Genomic DNA, 15,858 nt, shown 5'->3' with positions numbered 1-15,858 from the left:
CCGGTGCGGAAAGCCCTTTCACGGCAGCGGCGCGGCCGCGCCGAGGCCCTGTTCCGCCGCGGCCGCCCGCACGGCGTCGATCACCAGTTGCAGTGACGGCCGGGTCGACGACGTGCGGTGCGCGATGGAAACGGTCCGCATCGGCGGCTCGGTCAGCGCCACGATGTCGATGCCGTCCGGCCGCAGTTGCAGCCCGAGATCGCTCACCAGCGTGACACCCAGCCCGGCGGCGACCATCGCCAGCGCCGTGGCCTGCTCGCCGACCTCGTGGTTGATCTTCGGCTCGAACCCGGACCGCTGGCACGCCAGCCGCACCGCGCGCCCGAAGTGCGACCGCGGTCCGGCCAGGATCCACGGCTGGTCGGCCAGGTCGGTGAGCCCGACCGTGGCGGCGGGCAGCGCCCCGCGCGGAACCGCGGCGTGCAGCCGTTCCACCGCGATGACGACCCGCGTCAGCGCCGGATCCCACGGCATCGGGTAGTCGGAGTAGTCGATGACGAACGAGAAGTCGAGTGCGCCGTCGCGGACCGCGCCCGCGGTGTCCTCCGGTGCCAGTTCCTTGGTGCGGACCTCGATGCCGGGGTGGTCCTTCGCCAGCTCGGTCAACGCGAACGGCAGCAGCCCGGACGCGACGGAGGCCCACACGCCGGCCGTCAACCGCGCGGTGACCCCTTCCTGGGCCTCTTCCAGCGCCGTCGTCGCCCGTTCGACGGATTTCAGGATCTCCTCGGCGTGCTCGGTGAGCACCACCCCCAGCTCGGTCAGCTGCACCCGCCTGCCGAGCCGTTCGAACAGCTTGGCCCCGACGTCCCGTTCCAGTTGCGCGAGTTGCTGGGAGACCGCCGAGGCCGTGTAGTGCAGGGCCGCGGCGGCGGCGGTGACGGTGCCGCGGCGGTGCAGCTCCCGAAGCATCCGCAATCTGTGCAGCGAAAGCTCCATGCGGCCCAGAGTAAAGAAGGATCTTCGGCTGTGCAGGGAACGTGAACGGTTACGTGCATGAACCGTAACTGGACGCCCGCGCCGGTCAGGCCGCAGTCTGGTGTCAGCGGGAAAGGATCTCCCGGACTCCACACGAGGCGAACCGGCCGAGCCACCACGGTGGCGGAGGCAGGCGCCGCTGTGCGCGGAAACGGCGATGGGCTTGGAGGGGAACAGTTGACCACGATGCAGAACCCGCGCGGGGCCACCGGCGAGCGCGCCCCGGCGCGGACGCAGGAGCCGATGCTCAGGCTGACCTGGACCGATCCGGTCACCGGCACCCACGGCTATCTCGTCGTGCACACGCTGGTCTCCGGGCTGGCCACCGGCGGCACCCGGATGCGCGCCGGCTGCACGATGTCCGAGGTCGAGGATCTGGCCCGCGGCATGGCCGCCAAGACCGCGACGTTCGACCTGCCCGTCGGCGGGGCGAAGGGCGGGATCGACTTCGACCCGAAGGCCCCCGGGGCCGTCGGGGTGCTGGAGCGGTTCTGCCAGGCGATGCGCCCGTGGCTGGACGCGCACTGGGTGACGGCCGAGGATCTCGGCGTGCCGCAGCACCTCATCGACGACGTCTTCGAGCGGCTCGGCCTGGAGCAGTCCTACCACGCGGCCATCCGCCGTTCGCCGGACCCGGAACGGACCCTGCGGCGGGTGCACGCCGGGCTCAACGCGCCGGTGCCGGGCGGGCTGCTGCTGGGTGACGTGGTGGGCGGTTACGGCGTCGCGCAGGCGTGCCTCGGGGCGGCGAGCGCGTGGGGCTGGGAGCCGGCCGCGACGACCGTGGCGATCCAGGGCATCGGCACGATGGGCGGCGGCGCGGCCTGGTACCTGCACGAGGCGCGGATGCGCGTGGTCGCGGTCGCCGACGCGGCGGGCACGCTGTACGACCCGGCCGGGCTCGACATCCCGGCGCTGCTGGACCTGCGTGACGCGTTCGGCGAGGTCGACCGCTCGCGTCTGCCGGAGGGCGTCCGGCAGTTGCCGCGCGACGCGGTGGTCGGCGTCGAGGCGGACGTCCTCGTGCCCGCGGCGATTTCGTACGCGCTGACACCGGGCAACGTCTCAGAGGTGGCGGCGAAGGTGGTCGTGGAGGCCGCGAACGCCGCGACCACCCCGGAAGCCGAGACGATGCTGGCCGCGCGTGGCATCCCGGTGGTGCCGGACTTCGTGGCCAACGCCGGTGCCGCGGCCTGGGCGTGGTGGCTGCTGCTGGGCCAGGTGGGCGCCGACCCGGTCGACTCGTTCCACCGGCTGCAGACGGAGATGCGGTCGAAGGTGGCGCTGCTACTGGCCGCGTGGTTGAGCGACGGCGTGCCGCCGCGGACGACGGCCGAGGAACTGGCTTCGGCGAACCGGACCGCGCGCCTGGACGCAGGGGACGCCACGGTCACGATTCCCTGACCGGTGCCATGGTGAAGGGCCCTTCGCGGTGTCGCGGAGGGCCCTTCCACGCGTGCCGGCCTGGTTCGCCGACGGGGAGGTGAACCAGGACCGGACATCCATTCGGCGGTTCGGCCTTCGGAGCCGCTTCGACGGGACCGTAGGGCCTCGACCTCGTAGTGCCCGGGCACCCCGGGGTCTGGTTCACAACGTGCCCGAACCATCCGTCCGAGTCCAGGGCCTTAGGTCCCTTTTCCGCCCGTCGTGGGAAAGTGAGCCATGATCAGGGTGCCGGCGACGCGGGTGTTCGACGGGCGGCCGGTGCCGCGCGAGGTCGTGGAGTCGCTGGTCGAGGCCGCGCGCTGGACCGGCTCGGCCCGCAACCGCCAGCCGTGGCGGTTCGTGTCGGTCACCGGCGCGGATGCGAGGCGTGCCCTCGCCCGCCTCGGCCAGTACGCGCTGCCGCTGGCGGCCGCCCCGGTGGCGCTCGTGCTGCTCTCCGACTCGTCCGCGGGCCGTGACACGGAGTTCGACCTGGGCCGCGTCTGCCAGACACTGGTGTTCGCGGCGCACTCGGCGGGCCTGGGCAGTTGCCCGGTGTCGCTCTACCCGGAGGGAAACGCGGCGGAGGCCGCCGCGCTCTGCGGGTACGGGCCCCCGTGGTTGGCGCACCACGCGCTCGCTCTGGGGTGGCCCGGTCAGGCGCCGCGGGGCCGCGCGGCCATTCCGACCGGCCGGAAGTCGCTGCCGGAGCTGTTCAGCGAGCGGTAGCCGCCCCACCACTTCGGCTCCGTCGGTCAGGCGTGTGCTGGCGTGTCGGCGCGGCCGGCCGCCTCGCGTGCGGCGCGGACCAGCGCGGCGATCGCGGGGGAGCGCGTGCCCTGTGGCCAGGCGAGCAGCAGTCGCGCGGGTGCCGCGTCCACCACCGGCACCGTGGCCAGGTCGTGGTCGAGCGTGTCCAGCACCGAACGCGGCAGCAGCGCGACGGCCCGGCCGCGCGCGGTCACGCGGAGCAGCTTCGCCAGGTCGGTCACCTCCACGCCGCCGTCGTCGGGGTATCCGGCCCAGCGGCCGACCGGCTCGCCGCGCAGGTCGCTCAGTTGCAGGATCGACCGCCGCGCCAGGGGGTGGTCCGGCGGCAGCAGCGCCGACCGCGGCTCGCTGCGCAGCTCCGCGGTCTCCAGGCCCGCCGGATCGTCGAAGGGCGTGTGCAGCAGGGCCACATCGGCGCGCCCGTCGTGCAGCAGCGAGACGCGATCGTCGTGGCAGGACACCAGTTCGACGGGCACCGCCTCCGGATCGGACTCGTAGCGCCCGAGGATCCGCGACAGCATCCCCGCGTCGCCGCCCGGCTTCGCGGCCAGGGCGAGGTAGGGCACACCGCGTCCGGCGCGCTGGGTCCGCCGGGCCGCGGCGGCGACGGCCGACAGCGCCCTCCGCGCCTCGCCCAGCAACACCTCACCGGCCGGTGTCAGCTCGACCCGCCTGCTCGTACGCTCGAACAAGGTCACGTCCAGCCGCCGCTCCAGCGACCGGACGGCCTTCGACAGCGCGGGCTGGGCCAGCCCCAGCCCCTCCGCCGCGCGCCCGAAGTGCAGGGCCTCCGCCACCGCGACGAAGTACGCGAGTTCCCGCGTCTCGACCCGATCCATTCCGGCAGGTTATCGGAGGTCCGTTTTCATCAGACGTCTGACGTCTTGATACGGTGCGGGCCATGACGACCGTGCTGCAGGTGTCCGATGTCGACCTCGTCCGCGACGGCAGGTACCTGCTCCAGTCGATTTCGCTGACCGTGCGCGAGGGCGAGCACTGGGCCCTGCTGGGTGCGAACGGGGCGGGCAAGAGCACGCTGCTCGGCCTGCTGGGCGCGATGACGCACCCGACGCGCGGCACGGTCGACGTGCTCGGGCACCGGCTGGGGCGGGTCGACATGCGCAAACTGCGGTCGTTCCTCGGCCACATCAACCCGCGCCACCCGCTGCGCACGCCGCTGTCGGTGTTCGAGGTGGTGCTGACCGGCCTGACGAACACGACCGAACTGGTGCCGCGCTGGCAGCCGACGGTGGAGGAACGGGAGCGCGCGGAGCGCCTCATCCGGATGCTCGGGCTGGCGGGCAAGCGCGAGTCCCGCTGGCCGACGCTCTCCCAGGGCGAGCGTGGCCGGGCGCTGATCGCCCGCGCCCTGATGCCCGCGCCGCGCCTGCTGCTGCTCGACGAGCCGGCGACCGGTCTCGACGTCGCGGCGCGGGAGCAGTTGCTGTCCAGTGTGGACGCCCTGCGGCGGGAGCATCCGGCGCTGGCGACCGTGCTGGTGACCCACCACCTCGAAGAGCTGCCCGCGAGCACCACACACGCGATGCTGCTGCGCGAGGGACAGTGCCTCGCGGCAGGCGACGCGGACGACGTGGTGACCACGGACCACATCAGCAAGTGCTTCGACCACCCCGTCCGCATCACCCGGACGGAGGGCCGCTGGGCGGCACGCGCCGAGCCCGCCTTCTGACCCGCCGCGGTCTCCCGGTGTGGCCTCGAGGGGTCAGGTGAGGCGGCCGACGGCGCCCACGAGGAGCTGGTTCGCCTCGTCGTCCGGGTCCGGGCGGTAGCCGCGCGGCGGATGCCAGTCCGTCGCCAGCACCAGGCCCGGCGGCACGAGCTCGGTGTCGGCGAACAGTTCGGCGACCTCGTCCCTGGCGCGGAAGTGGACGTTCTGCCGCACCCTCGCGTTGTAGGTCTGTTCCACGTCTTCCTGGCGGCGGCGGATCCGTTCGTCGTCGGCGGTCGTCACGTGGGTGAGCGCCAGGTAACTGCCCGGCACGAGCCGCGCGAGGTAGCGGCGGACCAGCGGGCTGACGTCGCCCGGCAGGAACGGCAGCACCGACACCAGCAGCAGCCCGACGGGTTTCGTGAGGTCCAGCAGTTCGGCACGCGCGAGGATGTCCTCCGGCTCCCGCACGTCACCGCGCACGCACGCCGCGTCCGGCGAGCCCGCGAGGAGCTGGTTGCTCACCGTCACCGTGTCCGGGTCGAGGTCGACGTAGAGCACCCGCGCCCCGCGCGCGTACCGCTGGGCGATCTCGTGCACGTTGCCCGCCACCGGATAGCCCGATCCGATGTCGAGGAACTGGCGGATGCCCTGTTCGGTCATCCAGCGGACGGCCCGCTGCAGGAAGTCCCGGTTGTACCGGGCGACGCGCCCGGCGAGGGGAAACAGCTTCTGCGCCGCGATCGCCACTTCGGCGTCGCAGGGCAAGTGGTGGTGACCGTTGAGGTACCAGTCGTACACGCCCGCGGCCGTGGCCGTGGTGCGCTGGTTCGGAGTCTCGTGCGGCGTCATCGGCGAGCACCACCTGTCCGGATCGAGCTGCGATTCGGGCCAGTCTTGCACACGATTCAACCGATCGGGGGAGGAGTCCAGTGGGCGGCAGCGGTGGCCGCCCGCACCGACAGCGATGCGGGCGCCAACCGGAACACGGCGTTGCGCGCGGCGACCGCGAGCGGATTGGTCAGGCGGGTGCCGAACCGCCCGGCCTGGTCCGATCGGCGCGCGATCGCCTGACTGCGGGGACGGCGTTCCCGGTCGTAGTGCGCCAGCGCGTCCTCGACGCGCTCGTGCCCGGCGATGGCCGCGGCGAGCACCACCGCGTCCTCGATGGCCTGGCAGCCGCCCTGTCCCAGGTAGGGCGTCATGGCGTGGGCGGCATCGCCGAGGAGGGCCACGCGCCCGCGCAGATACGTCGGCAGTGGAGTGCGCAGCGCGAACAGGTCGTGGTGCAGGAGGCGGTCCGGCGGCGTCGCGTCGAGCAGGGCGGGCAGCGGGTCCGGCAAGTCGTGGAAACGTCCGCGCAGATACCCCAGGGGATCGGCGTGGCGCCTGCCCTCCGGCGCGTGGCACGCGAGGTACCAGTACAGGCGGTCGCCGGTCAGCGGCACCATGCCGACCTCGGTGCCGGGGCCGAGGATGCCCGACAGGCCACTTCGTCCCGAATTGTCCAGCAGGGCGCGGAAAGCCGTCTGTCCGGTGTAGACGGCGCCGGGGTGGTCCGGCCAGAGGTCCGCTCGTACCCCGCTGTGGATGCCGTCCGCGGCGACCACGAGGTCCGCGTGCAGTTCGCCGCCGTCCCACCGGACCCGGCCGTCCGCGGTGACGCCGGTGACCGTGACGCCGGCGTGCAGGTCCGCCGCGGGAACCTCTTCGCGCAGCAGGTCGATCAGCTGGGCGCGGGCGATGCCGAGGATCGGCCTGCCGAGCACCCGCTCGAACTCCGCCCCGTCCACCCGGGTCAGCCACCGCCCGCGGTGGTCACGCAGCCTGCCGGTGCTCTGCGGCACCGTCAGCGGGGTGAGGTCCAGGCCCAGCACCTCCAGCGCGCGCAGGGCGTTCGGCCACAACGTGATGCCCGCTCCGATCCCGGTGACCCGCGGCGCACGTTCGAAAACCGTGACCCGCCACCCCGCGCGCCGCAGCCCGATCGCCGCGCTCAACCCGCCGATGCCGCCTCCGACGACCACCGCTGTCCGCATCGCGACCTCCTCTACACCTGTCGAGGACTCTACTCCTGTAGAGTCGCGGGGTGCGAGTGACGGCGATCGCGGACGCGGCCATCGAGGTGGTCGCCGCCGAGGGCATGCGCGGGCTCACCCACCGCGCCGTCGACCGGGCCGCGGGCCTGCCCGCCGGGTCGACGTCCTACTACGCCCGTACGCGCGCGGCGCTGCTGGAGCTGACGATCGGGCGCATCCTCGAACTGGACGACGCGGAGATCACCGTCGGCACCGATCGGACCGCCCCGGCGCTCGCGAAGTTCCTGCACGTCTCGCTGACGAAGGGCCGCAGCCGCCTGATCGCGCGGTACGAGTTCGCGCTCGAAGCGACGCGGCGGCCGGAGTTGCGGGCGATCTACGACAGCGCGGGCCGCCGGTTCCGGGACAGTTGTACCCGGTTGCTGACCGATCTCGGCTCCCCGGAACCCGAGCGTCACACCCGGATGCTGATCGCCTGGTGTGATGGCTTGTTGTTCGACTCGGTGGCCGGTGCGGGCGCCGCTCGCAAGCCGAAACTGGCGGAGCTGGAGCGCGGCACGCACGAGTTCCTGCGTGCTTTGCTGCCGTAGGCCCGTCAGCGCTTGCGCCCGAACGACTCCATCTCGGAAAGCCGCCGTCGCGCCTCGTTCGCGGTCTTTTCGGCTGATGTCACGGCTTTGCGGGCGGCGAAGAGTTCCTTGCGCGCGGCCCGTTCGTCCCGGACGGCCTCGTCGAGCCGGGCACGGAGGTCCGCGACCGTCTGGCCGGCTTCGTCGGCCCGGGTGGTCAGCTCCTCGACCGTGTTGTGTGCCTCGTCGCGGGCACTCGCGGCCGCATCGGCCTTCTCGCGGGCCTCCTCCAGCGCGGCCTGACGCCGCTTGGCGTCGGGATCCTCGCGCGCCTTCTTGGGCGCAGGCTCCTTCTTGGGCGCAGGGGCCCTTTTCCGCGGCGACGCGGCCAGCGCGGACGCCAGCCAATCCTCCGAAGAGGACGGTGTCAGCGCGCCGGAAAGCCGTCCCGCCCGTACTTCGGCGGCGGCGTCCGGATCGGATACCGCCGCCTCGAAGGTGGCCTCGACCTGCCGCTCCGCGCTGTCGCTGTAGGTGACGCCCGCCTCGGCGGCGATCGTGCCCGCGAAACCGCTCAGGCGGCGGATCAGTTCGTTGCGCTCACGGGACAACGAGCGCAGCTCGTCACCCGCGAGTTTCTGGTGCGCGGACCGCAGCTGCCCACCCAGATCGGCGAGCTGCTCGACCTCGCTCGCGTGCCTGCGGCCGACCTGGTTCACCAGCCACGCCGAGACCGTCGGCTTGCGCAGCCGCGCTATCCGCTTCGCCAGATCCGGCCGGCGGGCCTTGACCTGCTTCGCCCGCTCGGTGCGCGCCGACGTGAACTCGTCCCGCGGCAGCGCGTACAGCTCGTCGGCGATCGCGTCGAACCGGGAGGGCATGACACCATCATCGGCCCGCCGCCGATCACCGGCAATCCGTCATTCCGGCTGCTGCTGCTTCGCGATCTCCGCGCGGACGTGCTCCATGTCGACCTCGCGCAGCTTCCCGATGAGCTCCTCCAGGTTCTGCTCCGGCAGCGCCCCGGGCTGAGCGTAGAGCACCACACCGTCCCGGACGGCCATCAGCGTGGGGATCGACCGGATGCCGAACGCCTGCGCCAGCTCCGTCTGGTCCTCGGTGTCGACCTTGCCGAACACGATGTCGTCATGCCGCCCCGCCGCCCCCTCGAACACCGGCGCGAACTGGCGGCACGGCCCGCACCAGGCCGCCCAGAAGTCGACCAGCACCATGCCGTCGGAGTTGACGACGTCCTCGAAGTTGTCCTTGGTCAGCGTCACCGTTGCCATGTGCGGTGCAACGGCCCGCGACGGTGGCCTATTCCGGCGGCTTCTCCGGCACGCTTGGCCCCCGCGCGGAACGGGTATGCCGGGGCAGGCGAAGGGAGGCCGGATGAAGGTGACCGCGGCGGATCTGAGGGCGTTGCTGCAGGCCGGGGCGGGAGCGCGGCTGGTCATGGAAAAGGGCAGGCTGGCGGTGCTGCCCGCGAGCGAGCTGCCTCGCCACGAGGGCGCGATGACGGTCGTCGAGCGCGACGAACTCCGCGGGCGCGTCGGCGCCGCACCCGACGACCGCGTGCTCGACGAGCAGGCCACGATCCTCTCCACGGAAATCGGCACCCTCGGTGCCTAACGGGCGTAGGCGGCCAGTTCCGGTTCGGCTGCCACGTGCGGGTACAGCGCGACCTGTGTGGCGATCGTCGTGGCCATCGCGGCTTCGTCCAGGGCCAGGTGGAGCGGGTCGATGCCCGGCATCAGCAGCCGCGCGCACACGTCCGCGGGCAGGCGCGCCGGGTCGGCGGGGCCGTCGTGGGTGATCGCGTCCAGCGCCAGCGCGTAGGCGACCCCGTCGCTCGTGCCGGTCGTCAGGTGGTCGGCGACGTGCGCCGGGCACACCTCCTGCAGTCCGATGTTGCTGATCCGGCCCTGCCCCGTGTGCAGCGACGAGCTGCCGTTGTCGTCCAGGTTGGGGGCGACCACCTCGTCCAGGATCGTGTAGACGTTCGTGTAGTCGATGCCCGCCCAGGTCTCGGCGCCGGAGTTCAGCGCGGTCAGGAAGGCCGCGCCGGTGCGCTGCTGCCAGAACGCGGGCGCGCACCCGGGCAGGCACACCGCCTGCGCCACGACCGTCCCGTGGTTCGACGGCGCCAGTCCGACCAGGTCGTCGACGTCCGCGCGGGTGTCCGGCCAGTATTTCAGCGCCCAGCGGGGGACCATGCCGCCCTGGCTGTGCCCGATGATGTCGACCTTGTGCCCGGCCTTCGCGCTGACCGCGCGGATCGCGTGCACGACGTACTCGGCGGCGACCTGGATGTCGGCCATGCCGTTGTCCGGCGGCGTCACCGTGCAGAACGGGCGGCCCTCGGCGGTGAGCGCCGGCACGTAGTTCCAGTCGAATACCTCGGCCGTCAGCGTCGTCCCGGGGACGAGCAGCACCGGGCCGTCCGCGGCGGAGGCCGTGGCGGGCACCAGAACCGAGCCCACGAGGACCAGCAGGGCGAGCAGCGATCGTGTCATGACCGTCCTTTCGGCACACGTCGTCGTGTGGTGTGAACGGATCTTGTCACGTCCCGGTTCGCCGCGGAACGAGTGAACCCCCGCCGGGGCGGGTAACCCTCCCGGCGGACGAAGGGAGCGATCGTGTCGACGGACAAGAAGGACGTCATCGAGCTGCTGGAGGAGCAGCACCAGGAGATCCGGCGCCTGTTCGGCGAGGTCGAACAGGCTTCGGGGGAGGAGCGCCGGGACGCCTTCCGCGACCTCGTGCGCGTGCTGTCGGTGCACGAGACCGCGGAGGAGGAGCTGGTCCACCCCGAGGTACGGCGCCTCGAAGGTGGTGAGCCGATCGTGGACGCGCGGGTCGGCGAGGAGCACCGCGCCAAGGAACTGCTGTCGACACTGGACGAACTGGGTCCCGAGGCCGAGGGCTTCGACACCCTGCTGATGCAGCTGCGCGACGACGTGCTGGCCCACGCCGAGCACGAAGAGCGGTCCGAATTCCCGCTCCTGCGTGAGGCCCACGACCGGCAGCGCCTGGAAGCGATGGCCGACACGGTGCGGGCGGCCGAGGCCGTCGCCCCGACCCGCCCGCACCCGGGAACGGAAAGCGCCGCGAAGAACATGCTGTTCGGCCCGCCGGCCGCCCTGATGGACCGAGCCCGCGACGCCATCCGGAACGTGCTGAACCGCTGAGCCCGCCCGCCTCTGCCGAGCTCCCCCCATGTGGCGTTGGGGGAGCTTTGTGCTACAGGCCGATCCGGACCACGCTGCCGCTGCCGCGGTCCGGCGGGTTCGGGCACGCACCGCAGTCGGACACGTACGCCTTGCCGTCCCTGAGCGCCAGCCCGCCGGGCAGTGTCAGCTGCGTGGTCACGATCCGCTGCGCGCCCTTGCGGTCCACCTGGACCAGCGCACCGGACGGATCACCGCTGAGCAGACTGTTGTGCGCGATCTCCAGCACGTACAGCTTCCCGCGCGTGAAGCCGACGTCGATCACGTTGGTGAACCCCTTCGCGTACACCTGCGGCGCCTGGCCCGGCACCACCCGGTACACGCGCGCCTCGCCCTTCGGGAACGGGAAACCGGTCAGCTCACCGACATAGAGCGCGCCGTCCGGGCCGATCGCGACCGACGTCGGCACCGACTGCATCGGGATCCGCGAACCGTCCGGTGCGGTGGCCGTCCTGGCCGGGAAGGTCGCGATCGTGTGGATCCGGCCCCGGTCCGGCACCCAGAGCAGCGAGTTGCCCCCGGCGTCGGCCACGATGCGACCGCCGGGTAGCGCCAGGACCGCGTTCGGGTTGCTGTCCGGCACACCGCCGTCCGGGTTCGCCTTCGCCTCGTAACCGGCGACGTCGGCCGCGGGCTTGCCGTTGCGCAGCAGCCATCCCATCACGTCGCGGCCCGCCGGTGGCAGGCTGTCCCGCACGGCGGGATCCGCGCCGAGACCGACGGTGACGTAGGAGTTCCCCTTGCCCAGGAACGACACGTCCGACGGGCCGATGGCCTGCGAGCCGTCCCGGCCGGCGAGCGAAGGCAGGCCGGTCAGCACCCGCTTGGAGTGCCCGCGGTCGATCCGGGTCACCGCCCCCGAGGTGCCGAAGCAGACCTCCGCGCCCTCGGGGCCCATCATGCACGGACCGTCACCGCCCCGACCGGATTCGGCGACGTAGAGAGCCCCGTCAGGGGCGAAAGCCAGGCCTCTGGGGTTGTTCAGCCCGTCGGCCACTGTGGACACCGTGCCTCCGGCCTCCGCGCTCAGCGGAACCAGTGTCACCGCCAGCGCGGTGGCTGCCGTCGGCAGGATTCGGGATGTTTTCATGGCCCGTCCCTTCGCGACGATGTGCTCCCCTTCCGGAGACGCCGTCGCCTGGACGAGTGTTACGGTCCGAAATCTTGCGGGGCCGCAGGTAGATCCGCAACCGCTGGGTCGGGATTTCGACGAGCTGCCAGGACAGCAGCCCGCAGGTGTATGCGAGCGGCAACGCCAGTGCCATCAACAGGTACGAATCGCGTACCCCGGCGAACACGATGAGTTGCTGCACCGGCATCGCCCAGATGTACATGCCGTAGCTGCCGTAGACCCACTTGTCGTACTTCGCCAGCCGCCGCGGCCAGTGGTGCGCCCACACGACCGCGCCGTACCCGGCGGCGAACGGCAGCACGAACCGCGCGGCGGGCTGCAGGAAGGGCACGAAGTTGACCAGGAGGTAGAGGGCCACCATCGAGTAGGCCGCACCGCGCGACAGCGGGATGCGGTCTTGGTACCGGTGCAAGACCATGCCGACCACGAACGCCACACCGAACGCGACCGTCGCGCCCACCGGCACGGACAGGAAGGACCCTCCGCGACCCTGGAACGTGTAGGTGGCGCCGAGGAATCCGTCGAGCACGACGATCGCCGCCAGCACCGCGAACAGCCCGGCGCGCCACCGGGTGAGCAGACCGGTCAGCCCGACGACGAGGACCAGCGCGTACCCGGTGGTCTCCATCGGCAGCGTCCACAGTGATCCGTTCGCCGACCACGGGTACGGGTTCTCCGCGAACACGCCCGGCAGCAGGTGCTGCAGGGGGTACATCGCGGCGTTGTGCACCACGTAACCCCAGGTCGCGGAGTCCGTCCAGTATTCGGCGGCGTCGAGCACCGTGACGAGTGGACCGATCACGAACGCGGTGAACATGACGACGACGAGCAGCGGCGGCCAGATCCGCAGCACCCGCTTGGCGAGGTAGCGCCACCACGACGCGTCGCGGACCCAGCTGTCGGTGATCTGGTAACCGCTCATGGTGAAAAACCCCATGAGCGCGAAATAACCGGGCGAGAGGTCCCATGCGGCGGGGAGGATCCCGATGTTGCGCGGGTCCACGATCGGGAACGAGTGCTCGACCACGACCATGCTCGCGCCGATCAGCCGCAGCCAGGCGAACCCGGTCTCGGACTTGGCGTAGCGGGCCGGGCGGATCTCCTGCGTGCGCTCGGCGGCGTTGTTCCCCGCGACCACGGTCAGGCCAGCAGTTCGGTCAGGGCGGCGCGTGCGACGTCCGGTCCGAACTGCGCGGTCACCGCGGTCTGCCCGGCACGGGAGAGGCGGGACCAGAGCGCGTCATCGGTCAGCAGTGACACGATGGCGGCGGCGATCTCGTCGGCCTTGTCGCCGACGAGGACCTCTTCGCCGTCCCGCAGCCGCATGCCCTCGAACGCCAGCGTCGTCCCGACGACCGGAACACCGGCGGCGAGGCTTTCGCCGACCTTGCCCTTCACCCCGGCGCCGAACCGCAGCGGCGCGACCGCCAGCCGTGCCGTGTCGTAGAGCGCGGCGAGGTCGGCGACCCAGCCGCGGAACCGCACCCCGGAACCCTCCAGCGTGCGCAGCTGGTTCGTCGGATCGTGGCCGACGAGGTCGAGCACCGCCTCCGGCACCTCGCGGCGCACCAGCGGCCAGATCTCACCGGCCAGCCAGTAGGCCGCGTCGCGGTTGGGCGGGTGGTCGAAGCTGCCGACGAACAGCACACCGGGCCGCCCGTCCGGGGTCGCCTCCGGCCCCACGGTGTGCACATTGGACAGAACGCTGACGGGTGCGCCCGGCGCGAGGTCGGCGAGCAGGTCGCGCTCGGCCTCGGACACCACGAGCGTGCGGTCGCAGGCCCGCACGAGCGCGAGCTCCAGTTCGCGGTAGAGCTTCGACCGCTGGTGCAGCATCGTCGAGGTCTCGATCGCCCCGCCCAGGCGTTCCACCAGCTCGGCCTCACGGGACAGCCGCAGGAAGTGCAGGTCGACGGTGTCGAACACGATCCGGGCCCGCGGCGCGCAGATGCGCAGCCGGTCGGCCAGGTGCCACGCCACGGTCGGCCGGGACAGCAGCGCCAGCCTGATGCGGCTGCCCGCCTCGTGCAGGAACTGCTCCCGCGCCGCCGAATCGAGCAGGACGGTGACACCGGCGCGCTGCAGCTGGTCGAGGTAGGGCTGCCGCGGTGACTCGTCCATCGGGCAGAAGACCACCCGGTGCCCCATCGCGACCAGCTGGTCGAGCAGCGTGCGCAGGCGCACCGAGCCCGAGTCGCGGTCCGGGGTCGGGATGACGACGTCCGCGACCAGCACGAACTCGCCCTCCCGCTGGGTCCGGCCGGGGATCCGCTGACGCGCGAGCCACAGGCTCGTGCCCGGCTCGGCCTGCTCCGCGAGTGCGGTGGCCCACTTCTCGGCGAAGACCTTGTGGTTGATCTCCTGGTACTTCTTGACACCCGCCGTGACGTCGGTGCCGTGTGAGACACCCTCGTGGTGGACGACGACCGCGTCCGGAACCACCACGGTGCGGAAACCCTCGGCGCGCACCGCGAAGGCCAGGTCGGTGTCCTCGTAGTAGGCGGGGGAGTAGCGCTGGTCGAAGCCGCCGAGGCGCTCCCACAGGTCCCGGCGCACCATGATCGCCGCGCCGGAGCAGTAGTCGACGTCGCGGATCGCCCGGTAGCGCGGGTCGTCCGGGTCGTCGCCGTGACCGTAGTTGGCGGCGCTGGCGTCGGCGAACACGATGCCGCCGCACTCCTGCAGCCTGCCGTCCGGGTAGACCAGCTTCGCCCCGGCCAGGCCGATTTCGCCGTCGCCGCGGACGACCTCGGTCAGCGCGTCCAGCCAGCCGGGCCGCACCTCGGTGTCGTTGTTGAGCAGCACCAGCAGTTCACCGCGGGCGTGCGAGGCACCGAAGTTGACCGCGCGCAGGAACCCCAGGTTCTCCTCGGCCCGCACCAGCCGCACGCCCTGGCACGCGGCGAGCAGGTCGGCCGATTCGTCGGGCGAGGCGTCGTCCACCACGACGACCTCGAACGGCACCCGCGTGCCGCTGTCCTCGATCGACTGGAGGCACCGGCGCGTGTAGCTCCACTTGCCGTGCACCGGGATCACGACGCTGACCACCGGCTCTTCGCTCGTGGTGATCGCGACCGGCCCTTCGGCCTGACGGCGGCGCGTCCGGTAGCGCTCGATGAGACGGCGGGACTGCGACTTCGGGCCGCCGTTCTCCGCGGTGAGGCGGTCGATTTCGGCACGCAGCGGCGTGGCCGCGGCGTCCGCGACCGCGCCGAGCAGGGCGCGGTCCGGATCGAGCAGTGTGGTGGCGGCGGGCACCTCGACGGGCTCGTCGGAGGCGATGCCCACGAGGTAGGTGTGCGGGGCGCCGGTGCCGACCGCCCAGCTGTCCTCGCCGGTGCGGCGCAGCTGCTGCGACAGGATCGGACCGTGCTCGCGGTCGCCGGTCATCACCGAGCCGACCGCGACGTTCTGCCGCAGGACCGCCACGTGCTCGAACGAGCCGCCGAGCAGCGCGCGGAACTGCGGTTCGGTCAACTCCTTGACGTGGAAGGGGTTTTCGTTGCCGTGCTCGTGCGTGTAGACGAGCAGGTCGGGCGTGCTGGTGAGGAAGACCCCGCCGGGGGCGAGGCGGTTGCGCACCAGGCGCATCAGATCGTCCTGCTCCTCGACGTGCTCCAGCGCCTCGAAACAGGTGATGACGTCGAACTTCCCGGCGTCGGCGAGCAGGTCCGGATCGGTGATCGACCCGGTGACGAAGCGCAGGTTCCCCGGTCCGCCGTAGCGTGCGTTCGCGTGCGCGACACTGGCTTCGTCGATGTCGGCGCCGACGACCTCGGTGGCGTGGGCCGCCATCAGCGCGCTGCCGTAGCCCTCGCCGCTGGCGAGGTCGAGCACGCGCCTGCCGAAGGTGTAGCGGGCCGCGAGTGCGTAGCGGTGGTAGTGCTCGTAGATGACCTGGACGTCGTCGGCCCAGGGCACGCAGCGCTCACCGGTCCAGTCGATGCCCCGGGACCCCCCGATACCCACCATGACCGGGAAGGCTACCGGTCGGAAGGGGTGGGGGATACTGATCCCCGGTAATCCGCGGCGGGGAGGAATTCAC

Annotated in this window: 16 protein-coding genes; 6 read left to right on the top strand and 10 right to left on the bottom strand. The window is 72.0% G+C overall.

Going from position 1 to position 15,858, the window contains the following annotated elements:
* Positions 1 to 18: 18 nt before the first annotated feature.
* The gene (locus HNR02_RS02890; RefSeq protein ID WP_179771679.1) at positions 19 to 939 is read right to left on the bottom strand and encodes a LysR family transcriptional regulator; all 921 of its coding nucleotides are present in this window, start codon (positions 937 to 939) and stop codon (positions 19 to 21) included.
* A 225-nt stretch (positions 940 to 1,164) separates the two neighbouring features.
* Here HNR02_RS02890 and HNR02_RS02885 point away from each other — a divergent pair, with 225 nt between their 5' ends.
* A complete protein-coding gene (locus tag HNR02_RS02885) occupies positions 1,165 to 2,382 on the top strand; it encodes a Glu/Leu/Phe/Val dehydrogenase dimerization domain-containing protein (RefSeq protein WP_179775667.1) in 1,218 nt (405 codons plus the stop codon).
* 258 nt (positions 2,383 to 2,640) lie between these two features.
* Positions 2,641 to 3,132, top strand: coding sequence for a nitroreductase family protein (locus tag HNR02_RS02880; protein WP_179771678.1), 492 nt, complete (start codon positions 2,641 to 2,643; stop codon positions 3,130 to 3,132).
* Between the two features lie 26 nt (positions 3,133 to 3,158).
* Here the strand turns inward: HNR02_RS02880 and HNR02_RS02875 are convergent, their stop codons facing one another.
* Complete coding sequence (locus HNR02_RS02875; RefSeq protein ID WP_179771677.1) at positions 3,159 to 4,013, bottom strand: LysR family transcriptional regulator; 855 nt, start codon at positions 4,011 to 4,013, stop codon at positions 3,159 to 3,161.
* 62 nt (positions 4,014 to 4,075) lie between these two features.
* Here HNR02_RS02875 and HNR02_RS02870 point away from each other — a divergent pair, with 62 nt between their 5' ends.
* The gene (locus HNR02_RS02870; RefSeq protein WP_179771676.1) at positions 4,076 to 4,864 is read left to right on the top strand and encodes an ABC transporter ATP-binding protein; all 789 of its coding nucleotides are present in this window, start codon (positions 4,076 to 4,078) and stop codon (positions 4,862 to 4,864) included.
* 33 nt (positions 4,865 to 4,897) lie between these two features.
* On the opposite strand, the gene HNR02_RS02865 is transcribed toward HNR02_RS02870, so the two are convergent.
* Both HNR02_RS02865 and HNR02_RS02860 read right to left on the bottom strand, forming a co-directional pair.
* Positions 4,898 to 5,695: an SAM-dependent methyltransferase gene (locus HNR02_RS02865; protein ID WP_179771675.1), complete on the bottom strand. Its 798-nt coding sequence runs from the start codon at positions 5,693 to 5,695 to the stop codon at positions 4,898 to 4,900.
* Between the two features lie 56 nt (positions 5,696 to 5,751).
* A complete protein-coding gene (locus tag HNR02_RS02860; protein WP_179771674.1) occupies positions 5,752 to 6,882 on the bottom strand; it encodes an FAD-dependent monooxygenase in 1,131 nt (376 codons plus the stop codon).
* 50 nt (positions 6,883 to 6,932) lie between these two features.
* On the opposite strand from HNR02_RS02860, the gene HNR02_RS02855 reads away from it, so the two are divergent.
* Entirely contained in the window at positions 6,933 to 7,472 is a 540-nt protein-coding gene (locus tag HNR02_RS02855; RefSeq protein WP_179771673.1) for a TetR/AcrR family transcriptional regulator, read from the top strand.
* 5 nt (positions 7,473 to 7,477) lie between these two features.
* Here the strand turns inward: HNR02_RS02855 and HNR02_RS02850 are convergent, their stop codons facing one another.
* Positions 7,478 to 8,332 (bottom strand): hypothetical protein, encoded by an 855-nt coding sequence (locus tag HNR02_RS02850; protein ID WP_179771672.1) that lies wholly within the window; start codon positions 8,330 to 8,332, stop codon positions 7,478 to 7,480.
* A 39-nt stretch (positions 8,333 to 8,371) separates the two neighbouring features.
* Entirely contained in the window at positions 8,372 to 8,740 is a 369-nt protein-coding gene (gene trxA / locus HNR02_RS02845) for a thioredoxin (RefSeq protein WP_179771671.1), read from the bottom strand.
* 103 nt (positions 8,741 to 8,843) lie between these two features.
* Between trxA and HNR02_RS02840 the strand changes: the two genes are divergently transcribed.
* Entirely contained in the window at positions 8,844 to 9,083 is a 240-nt protein-coding gene (locus HNR02_RS02840; protein WP_179771670.1) for a hypothetical protein, read from the top strand.
* On the opposite strand, the gene HNR02_RS02835 is transcribed toward HNR02_RS02840, so the two are convergent.
* Positions 9,080 to 9,967, bottom strand: coding sequence for an esterase/lipase family protein (locus HNR02_RS02835; RefSeq protein WP_179771669.1), 888 nt, complete (start codon positions 9,965 to 9,967; stop codon positions 9,080 to 9,082). The two genes, HNR02_RS02840 and HNR02_RS02835, sit on opposite strands and share 4 nt — an antisense overlap.
* A 123-nt stretch (positions 9,968 to 10,090) precedes the next feature.
* On the opposite strand from HNR02_RS02835, the gene HNR02_RS02830 reads away from it, so the two are divergent.
* Positions 10,091 to 10,642 (top strand): hemerythrin domain-containing protein, encoded by a 552-nt coding sequence (locus tag HNR02_RS02830; RefSeq protein ID WP_179771668.1) that lies wholly within the window; start codon positions 10,091 to 10,093, stop codon positions 10,640 to 10,642.
* A gap of 52 nt (positions 10,643 to 10,694) precedes the next feature.
* On the opposite strand, the gene HNR02_RS02825 is transcribed toward HNR02_RS02830, so the two are convergent.
* The 3 genes from HNR02_RS02825 to HNR02_RS02815 are packed head-to-tail and all read right to left on the bottom strand — an operon-like array spanning position 10,695 to position 15,785.
* Positions 10,695 to 11,726 (bottom strand): ScyD/ScyE family protein, encoded by a 1,032-nt coding sequence (locus HNR02_RS02825; RefSeq protein ID WP_312860886.1) that lies wholly within the window; start codon positions 11,724 to 11,726, stop codon positions 10,695 to 10,697.
* The gene (locus tag HNR02_RS02820) at positions 11,632 to 12,951 is read right to left on the bottom strand and encodes an acyltransferase family protein (protein ID WP_312860885.1); all 1,320 of its coding nucleotides are present in this window, start codon (positions 12,949 to 12,951) and stop codon (positions 11,632 to 11,634) included. The genes HNR02_RS02825 and HNR02_RS02820 overlap by 95 nt, the downstream gene beginning before the upstream one ends.
* 2 nt (positions 12,952 to 12,953) lie before the next feature.
* Positions 12,954 to 15,785: a glycosyltransferase gene (locus tag HNR02_RS02815; protein WP_179771666.1), complete on the bottom strand. Its 2,832-nt coding sequence runs from the start codon at positions 15,783 to 15,785 to the stop codon at positions 12,954 to 12,956.
* Positions 15,786 to 15,858: the final 73 nt, after the last annotated feature.

The organism is Amycolatopsis endophytica (genome assembly GCF_013410405.1).
GTDB lineage: Bacteria > Actinomycetota > Actinomycetes > Mycobacteriales > Pseudonocardiaceae > Amycolatopsis_E > Amycolatopsis_E endophytica.
The sequence above is the reverse complement of the archived record's forward strand: the minus strand, read 5'-3'. Positions and strand labels throughout refer to the sequence as shown.

Excerpts from the sequence above, each read along its gene's own strand:
- trxA (WP_179771671.1), bottom strand. The coding sequence starts at position 8,740 with ATGGCAACGGTGACGCTGACCAAGGACAACTTCGAGGACGTCGTCAAC.
- HNR02_RS02815 (WP_179771666.1), bottom strand. The coding sequence starts at position 15,785 with ATGGTGGGTATCGGGGGGTCCCGGGGCATCGACTGGACCGGTGAGCGC.
- HNR02_RS02875 (WP_179771677.1), bottom strand. The coding sequence starts at position 4,013 with ATGGATCGGGTCGAGACGCGGGAACTCGCGTACTTCGTCGCGGTGGCG.
- HNR02_RS02835 (WP_179771669.1), bottom strand. The coding sequence starts at position 9,967 with ATGACACGATCGCTGCTCGCCCTGCTGGTCCTCGTGGGCTCGGTTCTG.
- HNR02_RS02840 (WP_179771670.1), top strand. The coding sequence starts at position 8,844 with ATGAAGGTGACCGCGGCGGATCTGAGGGCGTTGCTGCAGGCCGGGGCG.
- HNR02_RS02890 (WP_179771679.1), bottom strand. The coding sequence starts at position 939 with ATGGAGCTTTCGCTGCACAGATTGCGGATGCTTCGGGAGCTGCACCGC.
- HNR02_RS02870 (WP_179771676.1), top strand. The coding sequence starts at position 4,076 with ATGACGACCGTGCTGCAGGTGTCCGATGTCGACCTCGTCCGCGACGGC.
- HNR02_RS02885 (WP_179775667.1), top strand. The coding sequence starts at position 1,165 with ATGCAGAACCCGCGCGGGGCCACCGGCGAGCGCGCCCCGGCGCGGACG.
- HNR02_RS02860 (WP_179771674.1), bottom strand. The coding sequence starts at position 6,882 with ATGCGGACAGCGGTGGTCGTCGGAGGCGGCATCGGCGGGTTGAGCGCG.
- HNR02_RS02865 (WP_179771675.1), bottom strand. The coding sequence starts at position 5,695 with ATGACGCCGCACGAGACTCCGAACCAGCGCACCACGGCCACGGCCGCG.
- HNR02_RS02880 (WP_179771678.1), top strand. The coding sequence starts at position 2,641 with ATGATCAGGGTGCCGGCGACGCGGGTGTTCGACGGGCGGCCGGTGCCG.
- HNR02_RS02850 (WP_179771672.1), bottom strand. The coding sequence starts at position 8,332 with ATGCCCTCCCGGTTCGACGCGATCGCCGACGAGCTGTACGCGCTGCCG.